The 20,258-nt window shown below is 63.3% G+C and carries 16 protein-coding genes; 7 read left to right on the top strand and 9 right to left on the bottom strand.

From position 1 onward, the window contains the following. Positions 1-38 precede the first annotated feature (38 nt). The 3 genes from rhaI to JTF07_RS06130 form a co-directional block, all read right to left on the bottom strand. A complete protein-coding gene (gene rhaI, locus JTF07_RS06140) occupies positions 39-1,208 on the bottom strand; it encodes an L-rhamnose isomerase (RefSeq protein WP_204233350.1) in 1,170 nt (389 codons plus the stop codon). Positions 1,209-1,284: 76 nt separating this feature from the next. Beyond that, complete coding sequence (locus JTF07_RS06135) at positions 1,285-1,623, bottom strand: L-rhamnose mutarotase (RefSeq protein WP_204233349.1); 339 nt, start codon at positions 1,621-1,623, stop codon at positions 1,285-1,287. A gap of 5 nt (positions 1,624-1,628) precedes the next feature. After that, positions 1,629-2,966, bottom strand: a complete 1,338-nt coding sequence (locus JTF07_RS06130) for an MFS transporter (RefSeq protein ID WP_204233348.1) — start codon at positions 2,964-2,966, stop codon at positions 1,629-1,631. Positions 2,967-3,198: 232 nt separating this feature from the next. On the opposite strand from JTF07_RS06130, the gene JTF07_RS06125 reads away from it, so the two are divergent. Then, positions 3,199-4,197 carry a LacI family DNA-binding transcriptional regulator gene (locus tag JTF07_RS06125; protein ID WP_353843902.1) on the top strand — a complete coding sequence of 333 codons (999 nt, stop codon included), beginning with the start codon at positions 3,199-3,201 and terminating at the stop codon, positions 4,195-4,197. A gap of 72 nt (positions 4,198-4,269) precedes the next feature. Here JTF07_RS06125 and JTF07_RS06120 read toward each other — a convergent pair whose 3' ends face one another. After that, the gene (locus JTF07_RS06120; protein ID WP_204233346.1) at positions 4,270-5,259 is read right to left on the bottom strand and encodes an asparaginase domain-containing protein; all 990 of its coding nucleotides are present in this window, start codon (positions 5,257-5,259) and stop codon (positions 4,270-4,272) included. Between the two features lie 83 nt (positions 5,260-5,342). Between JTF07_RS06120 and JTF07_RS06115 the strand changes: the two genes are divergently transcribed. Beyond that, positions 5,343-5,771, top strand: a complete 429-nt coding sequence (locus JTF07_RS06115; RefSeq protein WP_204233345.1) for an MmcQ/YjbR family DNA-binding protein — start codon at positions 5,343-5,345, stop codon at positions 5,769-5,771. Between the two features lie 22 nt (positions 5,772-5,793). Here JTF07_RS06115 and JTF07_RS06110 read toward each other — a convergent pair whose 3' ends face one another. Continuing rightward, complete coding sequence (locus JTF07_RS06110; protein ID WP_252199333.1) at positions 5,794-6,855, bottom strand: phosphatase PAP2 family protein; 1,062 nt, start codon at positions 6,853-6,855, stop codon at positions 5,794-5,796. 235 nt (positions 6,856-7,090) lie between these two features. On the opposite strand from JTF07_RS06110, the gene JTF07_RS06105 reads away from it, so the two are divergent. The 5 genes from JTF07_RS06105 to poxB all read left to right on the top strand — a co-directional run bounded on the left by JTF07_RS06105 (position 7,091) and on the right by poxB (position 15,988). Further along, complete coding sequence (locus JTF07_RS06105; protein WP_204233344.1) at positions 7,091-8,554, top strand: DUF3375 domain-containing protein; 1,464 nt, start codon at positions 7,091-7,093, stop codon at positions 8,552-8,554. Continuing rightward, a complete protein-coding gene (locus tag JTF07_RS06100; RefSeq protein ID WP_252199330.1) occupies positions 8,551-9,348 on the top strand; it encodes a DUF4194 domain-containing protein in 798 nt (265 codons plus the stop codon). The genes JTF07_RS06105 and JTF07_RS06100 overlap by 4 nt, the downstream gene beginning before the upstream one ends. Further along, positions 9,345-12,791 carry an ATP-binding protein gene (locus JTF07_RS06095; protein ID WP_353843888.1) on the top strand — a complete coding sequence of 1,149 codons (3,447 nt, stop codon included), beginning with the start codon at positions 9,345-9,347 and terminating at the stop codon, positions 12,789-12,791. Before JTF07_RS06100 ends, JTF07_RS06095 begins: the two co-directional genes overlap by 4 nt. 109 nt (positions 12,792-12,900) lie before the next feature. After that, the gene (locus tag JTF07_RS06090; RefSeq protein WP_353843887.1) at positions 12,901-14,085 is read left to right on the top strand and encodes an MFS transporter; all 1,185 of its coding nucleotides are present in this window, start codon (positions 12,901-12,903) and stop codon (positions 14,083-14,085) included. A gap of 187 nt (positions 14,086-14,272) precedes the next feature. Further along, positions 14,273-15,988: a ubiquinone-dependent pyruvate dehydrogenase gene (gene poxB, locus JTF07_RS06085; protein WP_204233342.1), complete on the top strand. Its 1,716-nt coding sequence runs from the start codon at positions 14,273-14,275 to the stop codon at positions 15,986-15,988. A 157-nt stretch (positions 15,989-16,145) separates the two neighbouring features. Here the strand turns inward: poxB and JTF07_RS06080 are convergent, their stop codons facing one another. The 4 genes from JTF07_RS06080 to JTF07_RS06065 all read right to left on the bottom strand — a co-directional run bounded on the left by JTF07_RS06080 (position 16,146) and on the right by JTF07_RS06065 (position 20,222). After that, complete coding sequence (locus JTF07_RS06080) at positions 16,146-17,084, bottom strand: endonuclease domain-containing protein (protein ID WP_204233341.1); 939 nt, start codon at positions 17,082-17,084, stop codon at positions 16,146-16,148. Between the two features lie 496 nt (positions 17,085-17,580). Beyond that, positions 17,581-18,051 (bottom strand): 6,7-dimethyl-8-ribityllumazine synthase, encoded by a 471-nt coding sequence (ribH, locus tag JTF07_RS06075; RefSeq protein WP_204233340.1) that lies wholly within the window; start codon positions 18,049-18,051, stop codon positions 17,581-17,583. Between the two features lie 91 nt (positions 18,052-18,142). Beyond that, positions 18,143-19,465, bottom strand: coding sequence for a 3,4-dihydroxy-2-butanone-4-phosphate synthase (gene ribB / locus JTF07_RS06070; protein WP_204233339.1), 1,323 nt, complete (start codon positions 19,463-19,465; stop codon positions 18,143-18,145). Continuing rightward, positions 19,458-20,222 carry a riboflavin synthase gene (locus tag JTF07_RS06065; RefSeq protein WP_204233338.1) on the bottom strand — a complete coding sequence of 255 codons (765 nt, stop codon included), beginning with the start codon at positions 20,220-20,222 and terminating at the stop codon, positions 19,458-19,460. The genes ribB and JTF07_RS06065 overlap by 8 nt, the downstream gene beginning before the upstream one ends. Between the last annotated feature and the right edge of the window lie 36 nt (positions 20,223-20,258).

Here is a 20,258-nt window from a genome sequence, read left to right as displayed (position 1 = left end):
AGTATTTCTGTTGGGGACGGGCCGTGAACGTGGTTCCCTCACGCGCCCCAGCCGGCCTGGGTTCCGCCGACTCGCTCGGCCTCGATCTGTTCCTGGTACCCGGATTCGCGGAATGCCTGCACCGGATTCGCGGGCAGCCCCCGCGAAATCCGCCACTCGGCCAGGGCAGGTCGGACGTCGGTGTAGAAGGCGTCCATGAAGATGTCGTTGGCGGCGATGACATCGCCGGAGTTCTGTGCTGCGGTCAGGGCGGCAGTGTCGATGAGGAGCGCACGGGCAGTCATCTCCTGGACGTTGAGCACCGAGCGCATCTGCCCTTCGATCTTGTTCTCCACGTTGTGGCACTGATCGAGCATGAACGCGACATCCGGGTTGTTGAGCCCACCGCCGCGGATGACCTCATGGATGATGCGGAAGAGCTGGAAGGGATCCGCGGCACCGACCATCAGGTCGTCGTCGGCGTAGAAGCGGGAGTTGAAGTCGAAGGAGCCGAGCTTGCCCAGTCGCAGCAGCTGCATGACGATGAACTCGATGTTCGTTCCGGGAGCGTGATGCCCGGTGTCGAGGCAGACCTTGGCCTTGTCGCCGAGGACAGACACCTGGGCGAAGCTCGTGCCCCAGTCGGGAACGTCCGTGTGATAGAAGGACGGTTCGAAGAACTTGTATTCGAGCACGAGACGCTGACTCTCGCCGAGGCGGTCGTAGATCGTCGCAAGTGAGTCGTGGAGTCGATCCTGGCGGCCCCGCATGTCCGCCTGCCCTGGGTAGTTCGATCCCTCTGCCAGCCAGATTTTGAGGTCACGCGAGCCGGTGGCGTCCATGACGTCGATGCACTCGATGTGGTGATCGATGGCCTTTGAGCGGATGCGTTCGTCGACGTGTGTCAGAGCACCGAACTTGAAGTCGTCGTCCTGGAACGTGTTCGAATTGACAGTTCCCAGACGAACTCCGAGTTCCCCTGCATGTGTCGCCAACGCTTCGAAATCGCAGCGGTCCCAGGGGATGTGCAGCGCCACCTGCGGTGCGAGTCCGGTGAGTTCGTGGACCTTCGCGGCGTCAGCGATCTTCTCGAAAGGGTCTCGTGGTGTGCCGGGTGTGCCGAAGACCTTGAAGCGGGTGCCCGAGTTGCCGAACGCCCATGAGGGCAGCTCGATCGACTGAGCGGCGAGTTCGTCGGTGATGTCGGTGAAGCTTATGGGTGCGGTCATGAGCGAATCATCGTCCTTTCGAGAGATCAGGTGTCTGATGTGTTGGGGCGGGCGGGAGTGCCGGGAACGTGGTGGGTCACGGTGTCCGGGCGCTCAATTGGTCCTCGAGGTTGAAGACCTCCTGCAGGCGGGCGGGGCCGTCGTCGAAGGACCTTCCCGAGGCGAAGTGCTCGGACATCGATGCCTGCCATTTCGCGTTGATGTCCTTCAGCTCCATATCGCGTTGCGCGGTCTCATAGTCCTCGGTCTCGAGGTAGCCGATGATCATTCCGTTCGGGTCGGCGAACAGCGAGTAGTTGTTCCACCCCGAGTTCTGGAGCGCCGTGAGCATTTCCGGCCAGACCGAGCGGTGACGTTCGATGTATTCCCCGAGGTGGGCGGGATCGACCTGCATGCGGAAGCACACGCGTTCCATCGGCGTCAGTCCTTCCCTGCTGTGGATTGCGCGTTTGCCGAGACACTCCCGGCGGCAACCTCGTGGTCGACATCAGCATCGAGGAGTCGTCCATAGCGCTCGATCTCGATCTCTTCGAGCGTCTTGTCCTGGGTCCTCGGCGTCCAGATGACACCGATGAGCAGGGCCGCGACGAGGAGACCGAGGATGAGGAATCCGACACCGTGTAGGCCCGTCTTGTCGAGCATGAGCGGGAACCACAGGGAGAGGACGCCGACCATGACGCGCACGATCATGAACATGAAGCCCTGCGCAGATGCGCGGTACCGGGTGGCGAAGAGCTCTGCCGCCCACAGCCCGTAGAAGGCCTGTGCCCCCAAGCCGGAGGAGATGCCCCAGCCGATGGCGAAGACCAGGAGCGAGAACCAACCGGCGGGACCGTAGATGAGGACCGCCCAGGCGATGATTCCGAGCCCGGCGCCGATGCCGTAGAGCCAGCGCCGGGAGACCTTGTCGCCGTAGCGCATGAAGCCGAAGAAGGTGGAAGCGCTGGTCAGTCCCCAGACGAGGACCTGGAGCAGGTATTGGGAACGGGCGTCGGTGAGACCGGTCGCCTCATAGATGCGCGGTTGGAAGATGCCTGCCTGCCCGGCGACGGTGTTCCACAGCCCGTAGACGCCGATGAGGAAGAGCAGGGCGATGAGGTTCTTCTTGTTCGTGAAGAGCTCGACGAAGCCGCGATAGGTTCCGACGGTATTCGGATTGGCATTCTTGGCCTTCCAGCGTCGTGACTCGGCCAGTCCGCGCCGGACCCACCAGGTGATGAAGGCGATGACGAAGAGGTGGGCGAAGATGATGCGAGAGCCGAGCAGTCCCATGGGCTCGAGCAGTGCGGCAAGCAGGAACCCGATCATCGGTCCGATCGACCAGGCGAGCTGGGCGACGCCGACGTGACCGGCACGGCGACCGTCGGGTGCCTCTTCAGCGATGTAGGTCCAGGCGGCGGTGACTCCGGCACCGACGGCGATGCCGGTGAGGACGAAGCCGATGAGCAGCATCGAGAAGTTCATCGCGAAGATCGCGAACAGGGTGCCGAACATGTAGAGGATCAGGTCGTAGGTGTAGATGAACTTGCGGCCGTAGCGGTCGCACAGTGGACCGCCGATCGCCGCACCGATCGCTGCGCCGAAGGCGTTTGCGCTCAGAGCGCTGAGTAGGCCGACGGCTAGGCTGTCGAGCCCGAACTCTGTCTGCCACAGGCTCATGCTCGTGGCGATCGCGATGATGGATCCGGCTTCGATGTAGTTGGACATGGCCACAGCGATGGTGGCTTTCCATTTGGACGACGTCTTTGTGTCCGTCATGTGTCTCTCCGAATTGTCGGTTGATGATGTGGATGTCGATCCGCCGGGACGGCCCGGGGGTTTGAAACTAATTGAAACGTTTCAATGAGGCTGTTGGAGACAGTATCATGTCACCTGAGTCACATCAAGATATTGTTCGGAAGTCGGGCAGAATAGGACAGACCAGCTCAGGCAGACCCGCTCAGACGGAACGTGCGGGAGACGACAGATGAAGGAGGGCCGCTTGGCCAAGGTGAGCATGCGAGAAGTCGCCGCCCATGCGGGTGTCTCCGTGGGTACGGTCTCCCATGTCATCAACCGGTCCCAGAAGGTCTCCGAGGACACGATCGCCAAAGTCAGTCGGTCGATCGACGTACTCGGCTTCGTCCGGAACGCCGCAGCTAGGCAGCTGCGTTCCGGGAGGAGCAGCAGCCTCGGTCTCGTCGTCCTCGACACTGCGAACCCGTTCTTCGCCTCGGTGGCCCACGGTGCCAGAGAAGCCTGTGATGCGGCAGGTCTGTCACTCCTCATCGGTGATTCTGGAACGGAGGTGGCCAGGGAATCAAAGTACCTCGACCTGTTCGCCGAGCAGAGGGTCAACGGTCTGCTGGTGACCCCCTCTGGTGCCGATCTGAGCAAATTGGAGGGAATCGCATCCCGCGGGACCCCGGTGATGCTCGTCGACCGCGAGGCCGGCGGCTACTCGCTGTCCTCGGTGACTGTCGACAACGCCGCAGGCGGACGAATGGCGCTCGACCACCTCATCGCCGGTGGATGTGCGAAACCTGCGTTCGTCGGGGGACCGTTCACTCTGCCGCAGGTCAGTGATCGTGCTCGCGGTGCGCGAGAGCGCGCAGCTGAGTCCGATCTCGACTTGGCAGTGTTCGAAACCGATGAGCTGACGATACTCGCAGGTCGCTCGATCGGGGAGCACATCGTCTCCCTGCCGGAAGAAGAGCGCCCCGATGCTGTTTTCTGTGCCAATGACCTGCTTGCTGTGGGCTTCATGCAGGCGGTCATCATGTTCTCCGCATTGCGCATCCCTGAGGATCTTGCGCTCATCGGCTATGACGACATCGACTACGCGTTTTCGACGATTGTGCCGTTGACCTCGATTCGGCAGCCGGCGGATCTGCTGGGACGCACCGCTGTCGAATCGCTGCTGGCGGAGAACGAATCGGGCGAACAGGCCCACCGGGATGAGAAGTTCACGCCCGAACTCGTCGTTCGTCAGTCGACGAAAGACGTCTGAGTCCGCCTCTGTCGGTCAGTGGCCGAACTCAGCTCACCCCGCTTCAGCTCGGCGCCCAGCAGGGGTCGGCGCTCACGCGAATGCCGCGAACACCTCGGCGGGATCGAGCCCCAGGCTCAGAGCCAAGGTCAGGACGATGCGGGCCTTGCGCGCGTCGAGGATCCCGGCCGGGATGAGGCCAGACTCGAGCAGCCCGATCTCGCCGCCAGGATAGCCGTAGGTGCGAGTCAGGCTCGCGCCCGAGCCTGGCCGCGATGCCAAGATCACGGGCATTTCTTCGCCGAGGCGGGTCACTGCTGGCACCAGATGTTCAGGGACGTGGCCGCCACCGACACCAGCGATGACGACACCGGAGAAACCGGAATCGAGGAGCTGGGCCAGTGTCTCCTCGGGCTCGCCCATCCCCACCTCCGCGAGGGCGACCTTCGCAACCGTGTCCGGACGGGGCAGGCCTGCGAACGGGGAGACACTCGAGGCGGGCGCGTGGGGGAGGCGGACTGTATCCTCGCTGATCCACCCGATCGCGCCGAGGACCGGGCCGGAGGAAAATGCTGCTGTCGAGGTCACGTGGGACTTGCGGACGAAACGCGGATCATGGATCTCGTCGTTGAAGACCAGGCTTGAGGGCAGTCCACTGCTCAGCGGAGAGAGCGCCGTCAGCGCGGCGGCGCGCACGTTTGCCGGTCCATCGGCACTGGGCAGGGTCGGGTTGCGCATGGCTCCGGTGGCTGCGATGTGAGTAGCGGAGTCGTTGAGCAGCCAGAGGGCGAAGGCGCTCTCCTCCAGAGTGTCGGTGCCCTGTGTGAGGACGATGCCGTCGGCCTCGGTCGTGCGGGCCAGTTCGCGAACCTCGAAGAGCATATCGAGGGTGACATTGGCGCTCGAGACCTGTGACACCTGGGTGAAGTCAGCCTGCAGGTCCGGCCAGATCTGGTCGAGACCCGCGGCCGCGGCGATCTCGGCCCCGCTCAGGGCCGGGGCCACGCCTCCCGACTGGTTCGAGGTCGATGCGATGGTTCCGCCGAGAGCGGCGACAAGGAGGCGGGGAGCATTCTGCGACATGGGCAAGAGTCTATCGGCACCGCTCTGACGGTTCGACGCTGGTGAGCGGGTTCGGTGTCATGGCCGCTTGCTAATATCCAGGCATGGATCCTGACACCGTGCTCACCCTCGCTCATGACCAGGCGATCCAGTATCCGTCGGTGGACATCGAGCATCCGTTCGGGCCGGAGTACACCGTGTACAAGGTGCGCGGAAAGATGTTCATGATGACCTTCGAACTGCGCGGTGTGCCCAGCATGAATCTCAAGATCGACCCGCTGGACGGGGAAGTGCTCAGTGATGCCTATGCGGAGATCACTCCCGGATATCACATGAGCAAGAAGCACTGGATCACCGTGGCTGGTGCTGGCGCGGCCGAAAACGAGGGTCCCGGCGATGCGAGGGGAAACATCCTCGACGCTGACCTGCTCCATGATCTCGTCCTCGAGTCCTACTGCCTCGTTGTCGCGAAGCTGCCGAAGAAGGTCCGTCCGGTCGATCCGAATACCTTCGGCGGGCGGAACGCGACATGAATCGGTCAGTGCCCCGCATCCGTCAGGCGGCATCGACGAGTGCCGTTTCCTCACGATGCTCGACGGTGCCCGGTTCTGCGCTCTGCTGAGGTCGCTTTCTTCGGTTCCCGGTGACCCAAGCACCCAGAGTGACCGCGGCCCAGCCGATCACCATGCCGGCGATGTCATCGAGGATGTAGTGCCAGCCGAAGTAGAGTGTGGCGATGACCGTGGCCCCGAAGAAGATCCACATCAGCGTCTGTATCACAGGCTTCTGCCGAGTGCGCATCATGAACAGAGCCGCTGTGAATGTCACGGAGACGTGCAACGAGGCGAACGCGGCCACGCCCTGAATCTGTCCGCTGCCGACTGGGTCGGCAAGAACATCAAGTCGAGTGGAGATCAGTGACTGCTGCAACTCGGTGACCCCGGTATCGGCCAGGCCGCGGTAGAGTTCGGGCCGGGAAAATGCAGGCCCAAGAGCAGGCAGGATGTAGTAGCTGACCGTGCCTAGCACCCAGTTGAGACACAGCGTCGTGGCATACCAGGCACCGATGGCGAGGTTGCGGCTGAGGATGAGCACCGCCCCGAGGCTGATGGGGATAAGCGGGAGATAGGCGAGATAGACGACGGAGAACACTTCGGCCATGAACCCGGTGCCGAACAGATCGTGCAGGAACACAGCGGGATTGATTCCCCCGCTGAACCACAGATCGGAATGCAAAAGCTCTTGGTCGTAGAGAACTCCCTCCCGGTAGGTCGGAAGGTCGCTCTTGAGGTTTCGGTAACTGAGATAGCAGACGTAGAAACTCATCATGCCCGCGGTGATGCACAGGATCCGACGGAGACTCCACTCGTTTCTCACGATCTCAATCATCCCGTTGGGCAGATTCTTCCAGCCGCTCGTCCTCACCGCATCCACGACGATGCCCACGCCGAAGAACAGCAGCGCCAGCAACGGCATCCGGATATAGGCGGGTCCGAGGAAGCCGTCCGGGTCTCTGAGCGGCCGACCGAGGTAGATCGAAGAAGCCAGGGCAACCATTGCGATCACAATAGAGAGCAGCATGGCGAAGGTGTAGGGCCATCGTCGTATCCGAGTCATCGGCACACGGTATAACAATTCAGTATCGTTATGCCGAATCCAGTGGCCCGTGTCACGAGCTGAACAAAGCATGAATAATGGCCCAATAATCGACTATCTGTGCGCCGTCCGAAGGCGACCTGTGCGCCACCCGAAGGCGGGTCGTGCGCGATGCGAGAGGCATGCACGCCTCGATCCCCATGGCCCGCGCACCCGAAATTGGCAACGGGCCCCGCCGGCGCAGAGAATGGGTGATATGTCCGCCCTCAGCTCCGCACTCGCCTACCGGCGACTGCTCGATACGAATGCCACCTTGCGCATGCTGCGGGCCGACCATCTTCCGGTGATGGCAGCGACACTGGGCACTCACCTGGGCAAGCCCGGCACCCGAATCTCCACCGAAGACCTGCACGAGTCCATCGACTCGGACCTCGAGGAGCTGCGCGACCACTTCGAGCTGTCCAAGCGGACAGCCAAGGCCTACTGCGACGATTGGCGACGGGCGGAGATCCTCGTCCGCCGACCGGCCACCTCGGCGAGGGGCGAGACCTACGAACTCTCCGCGGCGGGATTCGACGCCATCCGAATGCTCGAACAGCTGCGCACCCCACCGCAGACCGCGACCGAATCACGACTGGTCAGCCTCGCCCAATCGGTGCGGCAGCTGGCCATCGACACCGACCCGGACAGCTCGCGTCGGTTAAAATCCCTGCGAGCCGAACGTGACCGCATCGATGCTGAGATCGCCCGCGTCCGCCGCGGAGATCCCCGCTCGATCGTCCTCGACCGGCGCCGGGCGAATGAGCGCGTCGGCGACATCCTCCAACAGGCGCAGGGGCTGCCCGCCGACTTCGCACGTGTTCGCGCTCGCTTCGAAGAGCTCAACCAGGAGCTGCGGATCTCGATCCTCACCGCCGAGGACTCACAGTCCCAGGTACTTGACGAGGTCTTCCGCGGAGTCGACCTCATCGAATCCTCTGATGAGGGCAGAACCTTCTCCGCCTTCTCTCAACTCGTCCGCGATCCCGAGCAAGCCTCGGCCTTCGACGAAGATATCGCAGCGATCCTCGACCGTGACTTCTCAGCTGCGCTGACGGCCGAGACCCGCCGTTCACTGCGCACCCTCATGCGGCAGATGAAGGACGGCTCACGCGAAGTCTCCGACATCCTGTCCGAATTCGCCCGCGGTCTGCGCCGCTATGTCCATTCCCACGAATTCCAACGCGACCGCGTCATGCGCACCCTGATCCAGGATGCCTTGGCCGCGGCAGCCCCGGTCTCACAGGTCCGCAAACCCTACGACGACCTCGGCGCGGATCTCGAGCTTTCGAGCGTCGCACTGGGCAGCGTCGGGGAGGTCGTCCTCCACGACCCCACCGAGTTCGATGCCGGCGCCGAACTGGGCGAGGCGACCGAGACCGAGGTCGACTTCGCTGAACTCATCGCCGTCGCAAGGGAATCCGAGATCGACTTCTCCGAACTGTCCGATAACGTCAATCAGGCCATCCATGGATCCGAGCAGATCTCCGTCGCCGAGGTGCTCGACCAGTTCCCGGCCTCACAGGGCTTGGCGAGCGTCGTCGGCCTCCTGTCCCTGGCCAGCACCTATGGACATGTCGATTCCGAAGCGCGAGACCGACTCGAATGGGCCGGGGTCGACGGAATTGGACGCAGCGCCACGATCCGCCGTCACTACTTCACCGAAGGCATCACACTATGAACGATTCCGCAGACGCACCTATCGAGTCTGAGGAGTCCGACCAGAATCCGAGTGGGCTGTGGTTTGAGGACACGGGCACCTTGGGTGAGCGCACCCGCAGAGTTCTGCTCGAACTGCTCAAGGGCCCCTATGTCTCCGGCGCACAGAGTCCGCAGCTGTGGTCGGCACTGGTTGCCGACGAGTCCATTGTGCGATCACGGCTGCACGACCTGTTCTTGGATCTCGTCATCGACAAGCTCGACGAATTCGCCTTCACCCGCAAGGTCGTCTCCGAGGAGATCGACGTGCCCGCTGCGGTGCGCAGCGAACGGCTGACCTTTCTCGATACCGCCATGCTTCTCGTCCTGCGGCAGATGCTGCTGGCCGCACCCGGCGAGCGGCGTGTGATCGTCGATCGTGAGGAGGTCTACGAACGTCTCGCGATCTATCGCACAGGCGACGAGTCGACGTTCCAGCGCAATCTCAATGGTGCCTGGAGCCGGATGAGCAACCGTCTGCGCGTCCTTCACAAGGCAGGCGATGAGCGTTTCGAAATCTCGCCGATGGTGAAGTTCCTCATCGATGAGGACCAGGTGCATGAGCTCATCGACGTCTACGAACGAATCGCCTCGGGAGAGGCCAAGGGCTCCATCGCCGAGGTGGGACTCAGTTCCCATGCGACTGACGGTCCTGACGATCCTGACGATCCTGACGATCCTGACGATCCTGACGGTCCTGACAGTTCTGACGATCCCGAAGGCTCCGATCCTGATTCCGGACTCGGTACCGATGACTCCGAGGAGGAGGAAGCGTGACCGAAGCCCTCTTCCCGCTCGATGCCGCACTCATCGCCGACCAGGCCCGCGCCCGCGGCACCGATCGTCCTGACGTCGGCAGCCAGTGGAGGCTGTCCGAGATCCAGATCGCGAACTGGGGCACCTTCGACGCCGACATCCATCGCATCCCTGTCTCCCACAAGGGTCACCTGATCACCGGCCCCTCGGGGTCGGGCAAGTCCTCACTGCTCGACGGCATCGCCGCCGTGCTCACACCGGACAAGTGGCTGCGCTTCAACGTCGCAGCCCAGACTGCGGGCAGTCGGGTCGATCAGCGCAGTCTCGTCAGCTATGTCCGCGGCGCGTGGACCCGCACAGCGGATTCCGATGAGGACCGTGTCGTGAGCAAGTACCTGCGTCCGCGTGCCACGTGGAGCGGCATCATCCTCCGCTACGACAATGGCACGGACCGTCCCCTGTCACTGGCCAGGCTCTTCTTCATCAAGGGCTCGGGCACGAAGATGACCGACCTGTCCGATGTCTGCATTCTCGAACGGGCAGGCCTCGACCTCGCCGACCTGCAGCAGTACGCGCGGTCCGGTCTCGAGACCCGGACGCTCAAGACCGAGCATCCGGAAGCGCTCATCACCTCAAATGGTTCCCACGCCAGGTTCTACGCCCGGATGCGCAAGGTCTTCGGTATGGCCAGCGAATCGGCGCTGCAGCTGCTGCACAAGACCCAATCGGCCAAGAGCCTCGACAGTCTCGACCGTCTCTTCCGCGACCACATGCTCGAACCGCCAGTCACCTTCGACCTGGCAGAGACCGCGGTCAACCAGTTCGGAGACCTCAAGGACGCCCACGACCACGTGGTCGAACTGCGCCGTCAACGCGACCACCTCCTGCAACTGCGCGAAGCCTCGAACCGATACGACTTCGCCCACGAGTCCGCGGCGAAGTCGATCGCCCTCAACGATGCCCTGCTGCCGTTCCAGAAGCGGCGCGAACTCGACCTCATGCGCTCAGATCTCTCATCCCAGCGCCGGGAGCTCGTCGAAATCGAAGTCGCTGCAGACCGGGCCAAGAAGGACTATGACGCTGCCCTCGACGAATACGACCTCGCCCGTCGGGCCACCCTCGACCTCGGCGGTTCAGAGGCCGAACACCTGCAGCAGCGCATCGACACGGCCGAGACCGAACGCAGGGCCATCGCCGACCGGTGGGCCAGCCTGGAGCGACAGCTGCAGCAGGCAGACATCGGACAGGTGCCCGCCTCGGCGACTGAATTCGCCGAACTCCAGGCCAAGATCGCCTCGACACTCGATGAGGAGACACAGGCCGCGGGCCCCAGCCATGCCGACCACGACCGCTTCTCGAAGACCCGGGCACGTGTCAGGGAACTCGAAGCTGAGATCGACTCCCTGCGTCGTTCGGGTTCGACCGTGCCAGGCAACCTGCTCCAGATCCGACAGGAACTGGCCGAGGACACCGGCTTGAGCGAGAAGGCGCTGCCGTTCGCCGCCGAACTCATCGACGTCGACCCCGACCAGGCGGCCTGGACCGGGGCGATCGAACGTGTGCTGCGTCCGCTGGCTCTTACGGTCCTCGTGCGCAGCGAGAACCTCGGTGCGGTCCGGTCCTGGGTCGACTCCCATCGGATCAAGGGGCGACTGGTGTTTGAGGAGATCCCCGCGCACGCCGCGAAACCACGACCCGTCAACAGCACGAAGTCCCTGGTCAACAAAGTCACTGTCGCCGAGACCGGATTCGGCGAGTGGGTCCATTCCACTTTGTCCGAACGCTTCGACTTCGTCTGTGTCGAGCGACCCGACGAACTCGATGACCATCCCCGTGCTGTGACGATGAAGGGCCAGGTCAAGACCTCCCGGACCCGTTATGAGAAGGATGACCGGCGTCGCATCGACGATCGCAGCCAGTGGGTGCTCGGTGACAGGGAGAACAAACTCGAAGCTCTCATCGCCGCACTGAAAGACGCCCAGGCGGACCTGGCCGAGGCGCAGGCCGTCGTGGAAACCGCGAACGCGGAGAGCGCACAGGCTCACCGACGAAAGGGCATCCTCGCCGGTATCCGCGAACAGTCCTGGCGCGATGTGGACCTGTCCGGGGCCAAGGAGACGATCACCACGCTGGAGAAGGCGCTGCGCGAACTCGAGGACGCAGACGGTGACCTGCAGCAGGCGATCGGAGCCGAACGCGAAGCCCGTGCGGCGAAGGAATCAGCCGAGGTCGCCACGCGCGACTGCGACTATGCCCTGCGTCGGGCGAACGAAGAGATCACCAGTCTGCGGGCACGTCTCAGCCGTCTCGAGGATGACGTCAGCGCCGGGCACATCTCCGAGGTGGATCCGACGATTGCCGAGGAGCTCGAGGCCCGATTCACGCGTATCCAGCGCCGCGTCAAGCGCGAATCTCTGCCCGAAATCGGCCAGCAGGTCTCTCAGGCTCTGCAGTCGGAGAAGGACAGAGCACAGGCCGCGGCAAGCGAAGCCGGTCAGGTCGTGACCAGGCTGGCCGCTGAGTTCAAGGCCGCGTGGTCCTCGGTTGCCTCCGATCTCACCGCCGATGTCGCTGATCGACACGACTACCTGGTGATGCTCGATGAGATCCTGGCCAACGGACTGCCCGATCATGAGAACAGGTTCCGGGATCTGCTGAGTGAGCGCTCCCGCGACCTCATCGGCGAACTCCTCAACGAGATCCATGCCGCCCCACGCGAGATCGAGGACCGGGTCGCGCCGATCAACTCCTCGCTCCTGCGGTCCCAGTTCGATGAAGGTCGTTACCTGCGACTGAAGGTCAAGACTCGGCGCAGTGAAACCGTCAACGCCTTCATCGCCGACCTCCGCAAGGTCGCCAGCGGCACCTGGGGTGAAGAGGACATGACCACGGCGGAGGACAAATACGACACCCTCGCCGAGGTGATGCGCCGGTTCTCATCGAGCGAGCACGTTGACAAGGTGTGGAAGAACCACTGCCTCGATACTCGTCTGCACGTGACTTTCCTTGCCGAGGAGATCGATGACCACGGTCGGGCCCACGCCACCTACGATTCCGGGGCGGCGATGTCCGGCGGGCAGCAGCAGAAGCTTGTGATCTTCTGCCTCGCAGCGGCTCTGCGCTACCAGTTGGCCGATCCAGACGAGGCGATCTCGAAGTACGGCACGATCATCCTCGATGAGGCCTTCGACAAGGCAGACACGAGGTACACGCGCATGGCTCTGAACATCTTCATCGAGTTCGGATTCCACATGGTCCTGGCCACCCCGCAGAAGCTGCTGCAGACCATCGAACCCTATGTCGGTGCGGCGACCTCGATCGAGAACCCGAGCCGACAGAAGACACTTGCAGCGACCATGGTCTGGGACACGGCCGGCGGCGACCTTGGTGAGGACCCGAACGGGCAAGGCGACGCCGCGTCTCTGGCACCGGCAGCTGCGACAGATGAGCGCGAGGACGTCTGATCGAATGAGCAGCCGATGACTATGCTCACCGTCACCGGGGCGGATGCGCTCACCTCGGCGAGGGAGTCGACGGCTCCGACCGAGGTTTCGGAATGACCGAGGATCCGACGTGAACGGCCAGGAAGCGGCGGCGACCGACCGGCCACGCGGTGGCCTGGCCGCATTGTGCATCGCCGAACTATGCAGCTGGGGTCTGCTCTACTACTCCCTGCCGGTGGCGGTGACACGTATCTCCGCGGACATGCAGTGGAGTCAGACGACGGTGACGGGGGCACTGACGGTGGGGCTCATCATCTCCGCGCTCGCCGGCGTCCGCGTCGGCAGAATGCTGGATTCGCACGGGCCGCGCACGCTCATGAGCCTCGGCACGGTCATCGGCATCCTCGCGTTGCTGTTGGTGGCGGCGGCGCCGAATCTTGTTGTCTTCTTCGCAGCCTGGGTGCTCGCGGGTTTCGCCCAGGCTGCCACCCTCTATCCTCCGGCGTTCGCCGTCGTGACCCGATGGTACGGGACAGACAGAGTCAAGCCATTGACGACGATCACCCTCGTCGGTGGACTCGCGTCGACCGTGTTCGCGCCGATCATCGCCTGGCTCATCGACTCCTGCGGCTGGCGCACCACCTACGTCATCCTCGCCGGAATCCTAGCGGTCACCGCGCTGCCGATGCATCTGTTCTTCCTCAACCGCAGGTGGACCGACGAGGAGGCGCAGGTGTCGCGGACGCCATCGAAGGCAGAGATCCGTGCGGTCACTCGGTCCAGTCGTTTCATCATCCTGCAGATCTCCGTGGCACTGTCGACCTTCACGCTCTTCGCCGTGACGATCAACATCATCCCGCTCTTCATCGAGCGCGGCGCCGCATACGGACTCGCAGCAATCGCACTCGGGATCGTCGGCTTCGGGCAGGTCACTGGCCGATTCTTCTACCCTGCACTCGAACGCCGGACCACCTCACGGGCCAGAACCATATTGCTGTTCGCCTGCGGGGCGGCCGGACTCTGGCTGTTGGCGTTCGTCTCTGGCCCGATCTGGCTGCTCATCGGCATCGGTATGCTCACCGGCGGCGTGCGCGGATGCATCACCTTGCTCCAGGCGACAGCCGTCGCCGATAGGTGGGGGACGACCAACTTCGGTGCGATCAACGGGGTCTTCGTCGCCCCTATCACCGTCGGCACCGCGCTGGCCCCCGTCGCCGGTCCCGCGCTGGCCGGAGTCGTCGGGGGCTATCCGACGATGGCGATCGTCATGGCAGCGTTGCTGACCGGGGCGACGATGTTGTCGGCGCGGACGTGAATGCGGCACTGACGTCAACGACGCCTGTGCGCATGTCCGTTGTCTCTGACTTCACATCTGCAGACCGCTGACCTCGGGGCTAGACTGAAACCGCGGTACCAGCCTGTGTCAGCACTCTGACTGGGATGCTGATGGAGGTCCACCCAGGAGCTGTGAGAGCTCCACGTGTTCCAACGGAAGGAATCCTATGCCCACCGTCGCCGGAAACATTGTCGATACGCTCGTGGCCAGCGGAGTCAAGCGGGTCTACGGGATCCCGGGAGATTCGCTCAACGGCTTCACCGATGCCCTGCGAGTCAACCCTCAGCTCGAATGGGTCCACGTCCGCCATGAAGAGGCGGCATCCTTCGCCGCCAGCGGCGAGGCCGCACTGACCGGTGAACTCGCCGTCTGCGCAGGCAGCTGTGGACCGGGTAACCTTCACCTCATCAACGGACTCTACGACGCCCAGCGCTCCCGGGTGCCGGTGCTCGCCATCGCCGCTCACATCCCCAGCGATGAGATCGGCTCCAACTACTTCCAGGAAACCCACCCGACCGAGCTGTTCCGCGAATGCAGCGTCTACGTCGAACACGTGGCGACCGCGGAGCAGATGCCTCGCCTGCTGCGCATCGCCATGCGCGAGGCCATCGAGAAGCGCGGTGTTGCCGTTCTCGTCATCCCCGGTGACGTCGGGCTCACCGATATCTCTGCCGCCGCCGAGGTGGTGCGGTCCTATGCACCCCGTGTGATCCCCGCCGAATCCCAGCTTGAAGCGGCTGCGAAGGCTCTGAACAAGAGCAAGAAGGTCACGATCCTCGCCGGCGCCGGAACGCAGGGTGCCCATGACGAACTCATCGCCATCGCCGCCAAGCTCCAGGCGCCGATCGTGCACTCGCTGCGCGGCAAGGAGTTCATCGAATACGATAACCCCTACGACGTGGGCATGACCGGGCTGCTCGGCTTCTCGTCCGGCTACCATGCGCTCAAAGACTGCGACACCTTGCTCATGTTGGGCACCGACCTGCCTTATCAGCAGTTCTATCCCGAGGACGCGACAGTCATCCAGGCCGATGTCAGAGGCTCCCAGATCGGCCGACGAACACGCGTCGACATCGGTTTGGTGGGCACAGTGGCCGACACCGTCGGCGAGCTCCTGCCGCTGATCAAACCGAGCCGCAGCAGTGCGCATCTGAAGTCGATGACCAAGCACTACGGCAAGACCCGCAAGGACCTCGATGAACTCGCCACCCCGTCGAAGCGGACGATCCACCCGCAGTATCTGACTCGCCTCATCGATGAGATGGCCGATGACGACGCTGTGTTCGTCCCCGATGTGGGTTCACCTGTCGTTTGGGCCGCCAGGTACCTGACGATGAACGGCAAACGCCGGCTCATCGGGTCCTTCAGCCACGGGTCCATGGCCAATGCCCTGTCCCAAAGCGTCGGCGTGCAGGCCTCCCATCCGGATCGTCAGACGATCGCGCTCGCCGGCGACGGTGGCCTTGCCATGCTGTTGGGCGAGCTCATCACCCTGACTCAGAACAAGCTGCCGGTCAAGACCGTCGTCTACAACAACTCCTCGTTGAACTTCGTGGAGTTGGAGATGAAGGCCGCCGGTTTCGTCACGTTCGGGACCGAATTGTCGAACCCCGACTTCTCCACCATCGCCGAGGCGGTCGGCATCAAGGGCTTCCGCGTCGAGAAGTCGAAGGACTTGCCGAAGGTGGTCAAGGAGTTCCTCGCCTACGACGGGGCAGCCATCCTCGATGTCGTCACCGAACGCCAGGAACTGTCCATGCCGCCGACGATCACTGCCGAACAGGCCAAGGGCTTCGCGCTCTACGCCGTCCGCACGGTGCTCTCCGGCAAGGGCGACGAACTCATCGACCTGGCGCGCACGAACATCCGCCAGCTGTTCTGAGAGTCGCTGGGCGTTGTCGGGCTGCCGGGCTGCCGCTCAAGCCTGTGCGCGTCAACGGTTGGTAAGTTCTTCTCGACCCGGAGCTCTGGATCGAGAAGAACTTACCAACCGTTTGCCTCTTCAGCTGCCGCCTCTTGCGTTGCCGTCAGCTGCAGGTTCAGGCAGGTTTGTTCAGGTGAGTGTCGAGAAGCTTCCCAAAGGTCGCCATATCTGTCTTCTTCGTGACTCGGAGGACGGTCCACCCCTCGGCTTCCAACAGTTGCTGTCGTTCGATGTCAGTGTTGAATTGCCCCTCTGACGATCGATGATGGTCTCCCTCGTATTCGATTGCCAGCTTGAGCTCTGGATATCCCAGATCGGGTTGCAGGATCACATTCTTGATCCGGCAGAGAACCTGCGGATGAACTACAGGCTCAGGAAAGCCGTTGCCGATGAGCCACAGCCGTAGCCAGGTCTCACGAGGGGAGTCAACGGTCAGGCGGATGAGCGAGAACGCCTTCTCGATCCTTCGGCGGCTGCGGACTTGGCGGCGAGTGGCGAGTTCAGATTGAAGCGATTCGACAGTGGTCTTCGGGCCGCCGAATCGCTTCGACACCACCGCATCGCCGAATTGCACGAGTTCGAGCAGACTGAGGTGAGAGCCGAGTTCGACGAGAAGGTGTGGAACCGTGACCAATTGCAGGTCGAAGAAGTCGACCTGCTTGAGCTGCCGATGTCGATGAAGAATGACCTGCCGCATATTGACTCGGGTACAGGCCGTGTCTCCGGCAACGTGTAGATCCTGGTCCCGGATTCGATTCGGCACCGGCAAGCCGTAGAGGCGAGCCGCAGTCCAGAATGTGCCAGCCAGGTCGGGGCGTCGCAGGCGAAAGCCTCGTAGCTGCGTCGCAACTCTCTGCCACTCGGCTCCTGCCCAAACCGGTGTGGGAGCCACGATGTCCTCGGTGCTGTCGATCCAAACGCCATGGACCATCTGGATATAGCGCGGATCATGCTGCAGCGCATACGAAGTAATATTCCGAGCGGCTAGATCGGCGCGGGTGAATGGGGTCGGCATCTGCCTGAACGTCATCGGTTTCGAGTGCCAATACGACATGCTGATCAGTATCGGGCGGCCAGCGGCACGCTTTCCACGTGGCTTGGGAGCGTTGGGGATAACGACCCTGCATCCCCAGGGGAATTACGTCCAAGTCAGGTCCAGCTGTGGACAGACGCGCACTCGGCTCGAGTGGCGATTTCCGTTGACGCTGAGCGGTATTCGCATGATCGCGCCTGTTGTGATCGCAGCTGTTGCTTTCGGCCCCGGCAGGAAGGTCTAGGTCTCACAATGTTCCGAAGCTCGGGGTCATCCACACTGCAAAGCGCATGAGTCGACTTTCGCAGGCCCCGCAATACGGAATCCAGACATTTCTGCGGACTATTGCTGAAACGGTTGGTAAGTTCGTCGCGATCCCGAGCTCAGGATCGCGACGAACTTACCAACCGTTGGCGCAGGAGGCCCCTGTCATGTTGGCGCAAGAAGCCCCTGCCGCGCTCACTGCGGTCTGACTAGCTGCGCTCACGTTCGTCGCGGGGAACGTGAGCCTCACAATTCACGCGATCGAATACTCCGCCAGGGCCTGCACGGTGACCAGTGCTGCAGTCATGGCCTCGTGGCCCTTGTCCTCCTGCGATCCCTCGAGTCCGGCACGGTCGAGTCCCTGCTGCTCGGTGTCGCAGGTGAGCACCCCGAACCCGACCGGTTTGCGGGAGTCGATGGCAACGCGGTTGAGACCGTCGGTGGCTGCTTGGCACACATAGTCGAAGTGTGGGGTGCCGCCGCGGATGACGACGCCGAGGGCGACGACCGCGTCGAAGTGCGGTGCCAGTCGGGCCGCGGCGATGGGCAGCTCGAAGCTTCCTGGGACCCGCACCAGGGTGGCTTGGGCTCCAGCCTCGTCGGCCGCACGTTGGGCGCCGTCGACCAGGCCGTCCATGATCTGTGTGTGCCAGGATGCTGCGATGATGGCGACGCGAGTATCGGCCGCGGAGACGGCGAGCTCGGGTGCTCCGGAATGTGCCATGGGTAATTCCTTTCGTGCCGGCCGTGGTGGCCGGAAGAGTCAGTGGTCAGAAGTGGGAGTGTTTGAAACGGCCGCTCAGCAGTGGTGCTTCTCAGCAGTGGTGCTTCTCAGCGATGGTCGCCGAGGCTGTGGCGCTGCCGACCACCGAGGGCAGGGTCAGCGTGTGGTGCATTCGCTCGCGCTTGGTGGTCAGGTAGTTCGAGTTCTCCGGCCGCGCTGGGATCTCAAGCGGAACGACGGCCTCGATCGTGATTCCCAGTGCTTCGAGCGCCCGGGTCTTGTCCGGGTTGTTCGTCAGCAGACGGATGCGAGTCAGGCCGATGGAGCGTAGGATCTCCGCGGCTGCACGGTAGTCGCGGTCATCGTCGTGGAAGCCGAGCTCACGGTTCGCATCCACGGTGTCCAACCCCCGATCCTGCAGGGCGTAGGCGCGGAGTTTGTTGCTCAGCCCGATTCCGCGACCCTCGTGTCCGGTCATATAGATCACGGCACCACCCTCGTCAAAGACGCGCTGCAGTGCCAGATCCAGCTGCTCCCCGCAGTCGCAGCGGTGAGATCCGAAGACATCCCCGGTCAGGCACTCCGAATGCACCCGAACCAGAGGTGCAGGCCCGCGCAGTGACGACTCTTGAGCCGTCGGTTCGTCGGCAACAGCGGCAGACTCGATCCTGGAGAACACGCCGAGGTGGTCGTGACCGTCGATCGTGAACGCACGTGCTCTGAAGCTCCCGTGCTTGGTCGGCAGCGGAACTTCTGCCGAGGCTTCGATCGCTCGCGGGGTCGTATCTGTCTCGTTGAGGTAGTCGATGAGTCCTTCGATTGAGACCATGACCAGCTTGTGGGCATCGGCGAACTCGCGCAGGGAGTCGAAGCGCATCATCGAACCGTCGTCATGGACGACCTCGCCGATCATTGCCACAGGAGCAGCCCCGGCCAGTCGTGCGAACTCGACTCCAGCCTCGGTGTGGCCTGGGCGTTCACGGACTCCACCGGACTTTGCGATGAGCGGGAACACGTGCCCGGGGCGTGTGATCGATGCCGGATCGGGGACTGCTGCGGCAAGGTGGCGTCCGGTCAGGGCACGTTCGGCGGCACTGATTCCGGTGGTCACGCCGACCGCGTCGCAGCTGATCGTGTAGGCGGTTCCCTTCGGGTCTTCGTTCGCAGAGACCATGGGCGGCAGTTCGAGTGCGGCGGCACGCTCAGCATCCATGGGCGCGCAGATGACTCCAGAAGTGTAACGGACGAAGAAGCCCATGGTGGCCGCCTCGGCGAACTCGGCGGCCATGATGAGGTCGCCTTCGTTCTCGCGGTCCTCATCATCGACGACGACGATGGGCTGGCCCGCCGCGAACGCAGCGATCGCGTCCTCGATCGGATCGAGCCGCGCAGCGGTTGGGTCGGTATCAGGCATTGTCGGCTCCTTGTCGAGTGCTGCTGTCAGTTGAGTTGAAGAGAGTGGTTGTCTCGGCAGATGTGGCAGATTCCGCAGAAGCGGTGATCTCTGTGCGGAATGAGAGCAGGCGGGCGGTGTACTTCGCGAGCACGTCCACCTCGACGTTGACCGGATCACCGGGGGCCAGATCGCCGAACGTGGTGTGGGTCAACGTGGCCGGGATGAGTCCGACCTCGACCCAGGCGCTGGTCTCGCTGGGTCCTGATACGGCTGTCAGCGTCAGCGAGACGCCATTGAGGGCGATGGAACCCTTGGTAGCGGTGTAAGGAGCCAGAGAGTTCGGGATGCCGATGCGTAATGTCGACCACTCATCGAAGTCGTCGCGGCTCAGCAGTTCACCGCACCCGTCGACATGTCCCTGCACCACATGCCCATCGAAGCGTCCCGACGCCGGTGTGCACCTCTCCAGGTTGACCCGGTCCCCGGTGCGCAAGGCTCCCAGCCCGGTCAGTCGCAGGGTCTCGCCCATTACCTCGGCGGTGAAGGGTCCCTGCACCTCGGCGGTGAAGGCACCCGGCGATTCGGAAGGCGAACCGTTGGGCGGTGAGGATGTCTCGTTCCTGACCGAGGTCAGGCACACGCCGTTGACGGCCAGTGACCCGCCGAGGCCGAGGTCGTCGACGAGTCCCTTGGCGTCGATGGTGATGACAGCCGAATCGTCCCTGCGGTCGATGGCTGCGACGATGCCGAGCTCTTCGATGATGCCGGTGAACATGTGCCCTCCGAGTGAGTGTGCGATCAGTGAGTAGGT

The sequence above is a fragment of the Brevibacterium sp. RIT 803 genome, from assembly GCF_016892625.1.
GTDB lineage: Bacteria > Actinomycetota > Actinomycetes > Actinomycetales > Brevibacteriaceae > Brevibacterium.
The sequence above is the reverse complement of the archived record's forward strand: the minus strand, read 5'-3'. Positions and strand labels throughout refer to the sequence as shown.

Bases quoted from the DNA above. Each gene is read 5' to 3' on its own strand.
- poxB (WP_204233342.1), top strand. From the start codon at position 14,273: ATGCCCACCGTCGCCGGAAACATTGTCGATACGCTCGTGGCCAGCGGA.
- JTF07_RS06110 (WP_252199333.1), bottom strand. From the start codon at position 6,855: ATGACTCGGATACGACGATGGCCCTACACCTTCGCCATGCTGCTCTCT.
- JTF07_RS06065 (WP_204233338.1), bottom strand. From the start codon at position 20,222: ATGTTCACCGGCATCATCGAAGAGCTCGGCATCGTCGCAGCCATCGAC.
- JTF07_RS06080 (WP_204233341.1), bottom strand. From the start codon at position 17,084: ATGTCGTATTGGCACTCGAAACCGATGACGTTCAGGCAGATGCCGACC.
- JTF07_RS06105 (WP_204233344.1), top strand. From the start codon at position 7,091: ATGTCCGCCCTCAGCTCCGCACTCGCCTACCGGCGACTGCTCGATACG.
- JTF07_RS06120 (WP_204233346.1), bottom strand. From the start codon at position 5,259: ATGTCGCAGAATGCTCCCCGCCTCCTTGTCGCCGCTCTCGGCGGAACC.
- JTF07_RS06100 (WP_252199330.1), top strand. From the start codon at position 8,551: ATGAACGATTCCGCAGACGCACCTATCGAGTCTGAGGAGTCCGACCAG.
- JTF07_RS06135 (WP_204233349.1), bottom strand. From the start codon at position 1,623: ATGGAACGCGTGTGCTTCCGCATGCAGGTCGATCCCGCCCACCTCGGG.
- rhaI (WP_204233350.1), bottom strand. From the start codon at position 1,208: ATGACCGCACCCATAAGCTTCACCGACATCACCGACGAACTCGCCGCT.
- JTF07_RS06115 (WP_204233345.1), top strand. From the start codon at position 5,343: ATGGATCCTGACACCGTGCTCACCCTCGCTCATGACCAGGCGATCCAG.
- ribB (WP_204233339.1), bottom strand. From the start codon at position 19,465: ATGCCTGATACCGACCCAACCGCTGCGCGGCTCGATCCGATCGAGGAC.
- JTF07_RS06130 (WP_204233348.1), bottom strand. From the start codon at position 2,966: ATGACGGACACAAAGACGTCGTCCAAATGGAAAGCCACCATCGCTGTG.
- ribH (WP_204233340.1), bottom strand. From the start codon at position 18,051: ATGGCACATTCCGGAGCACCCGAGCTCGCCGTCTCCGCGGCCGATACT.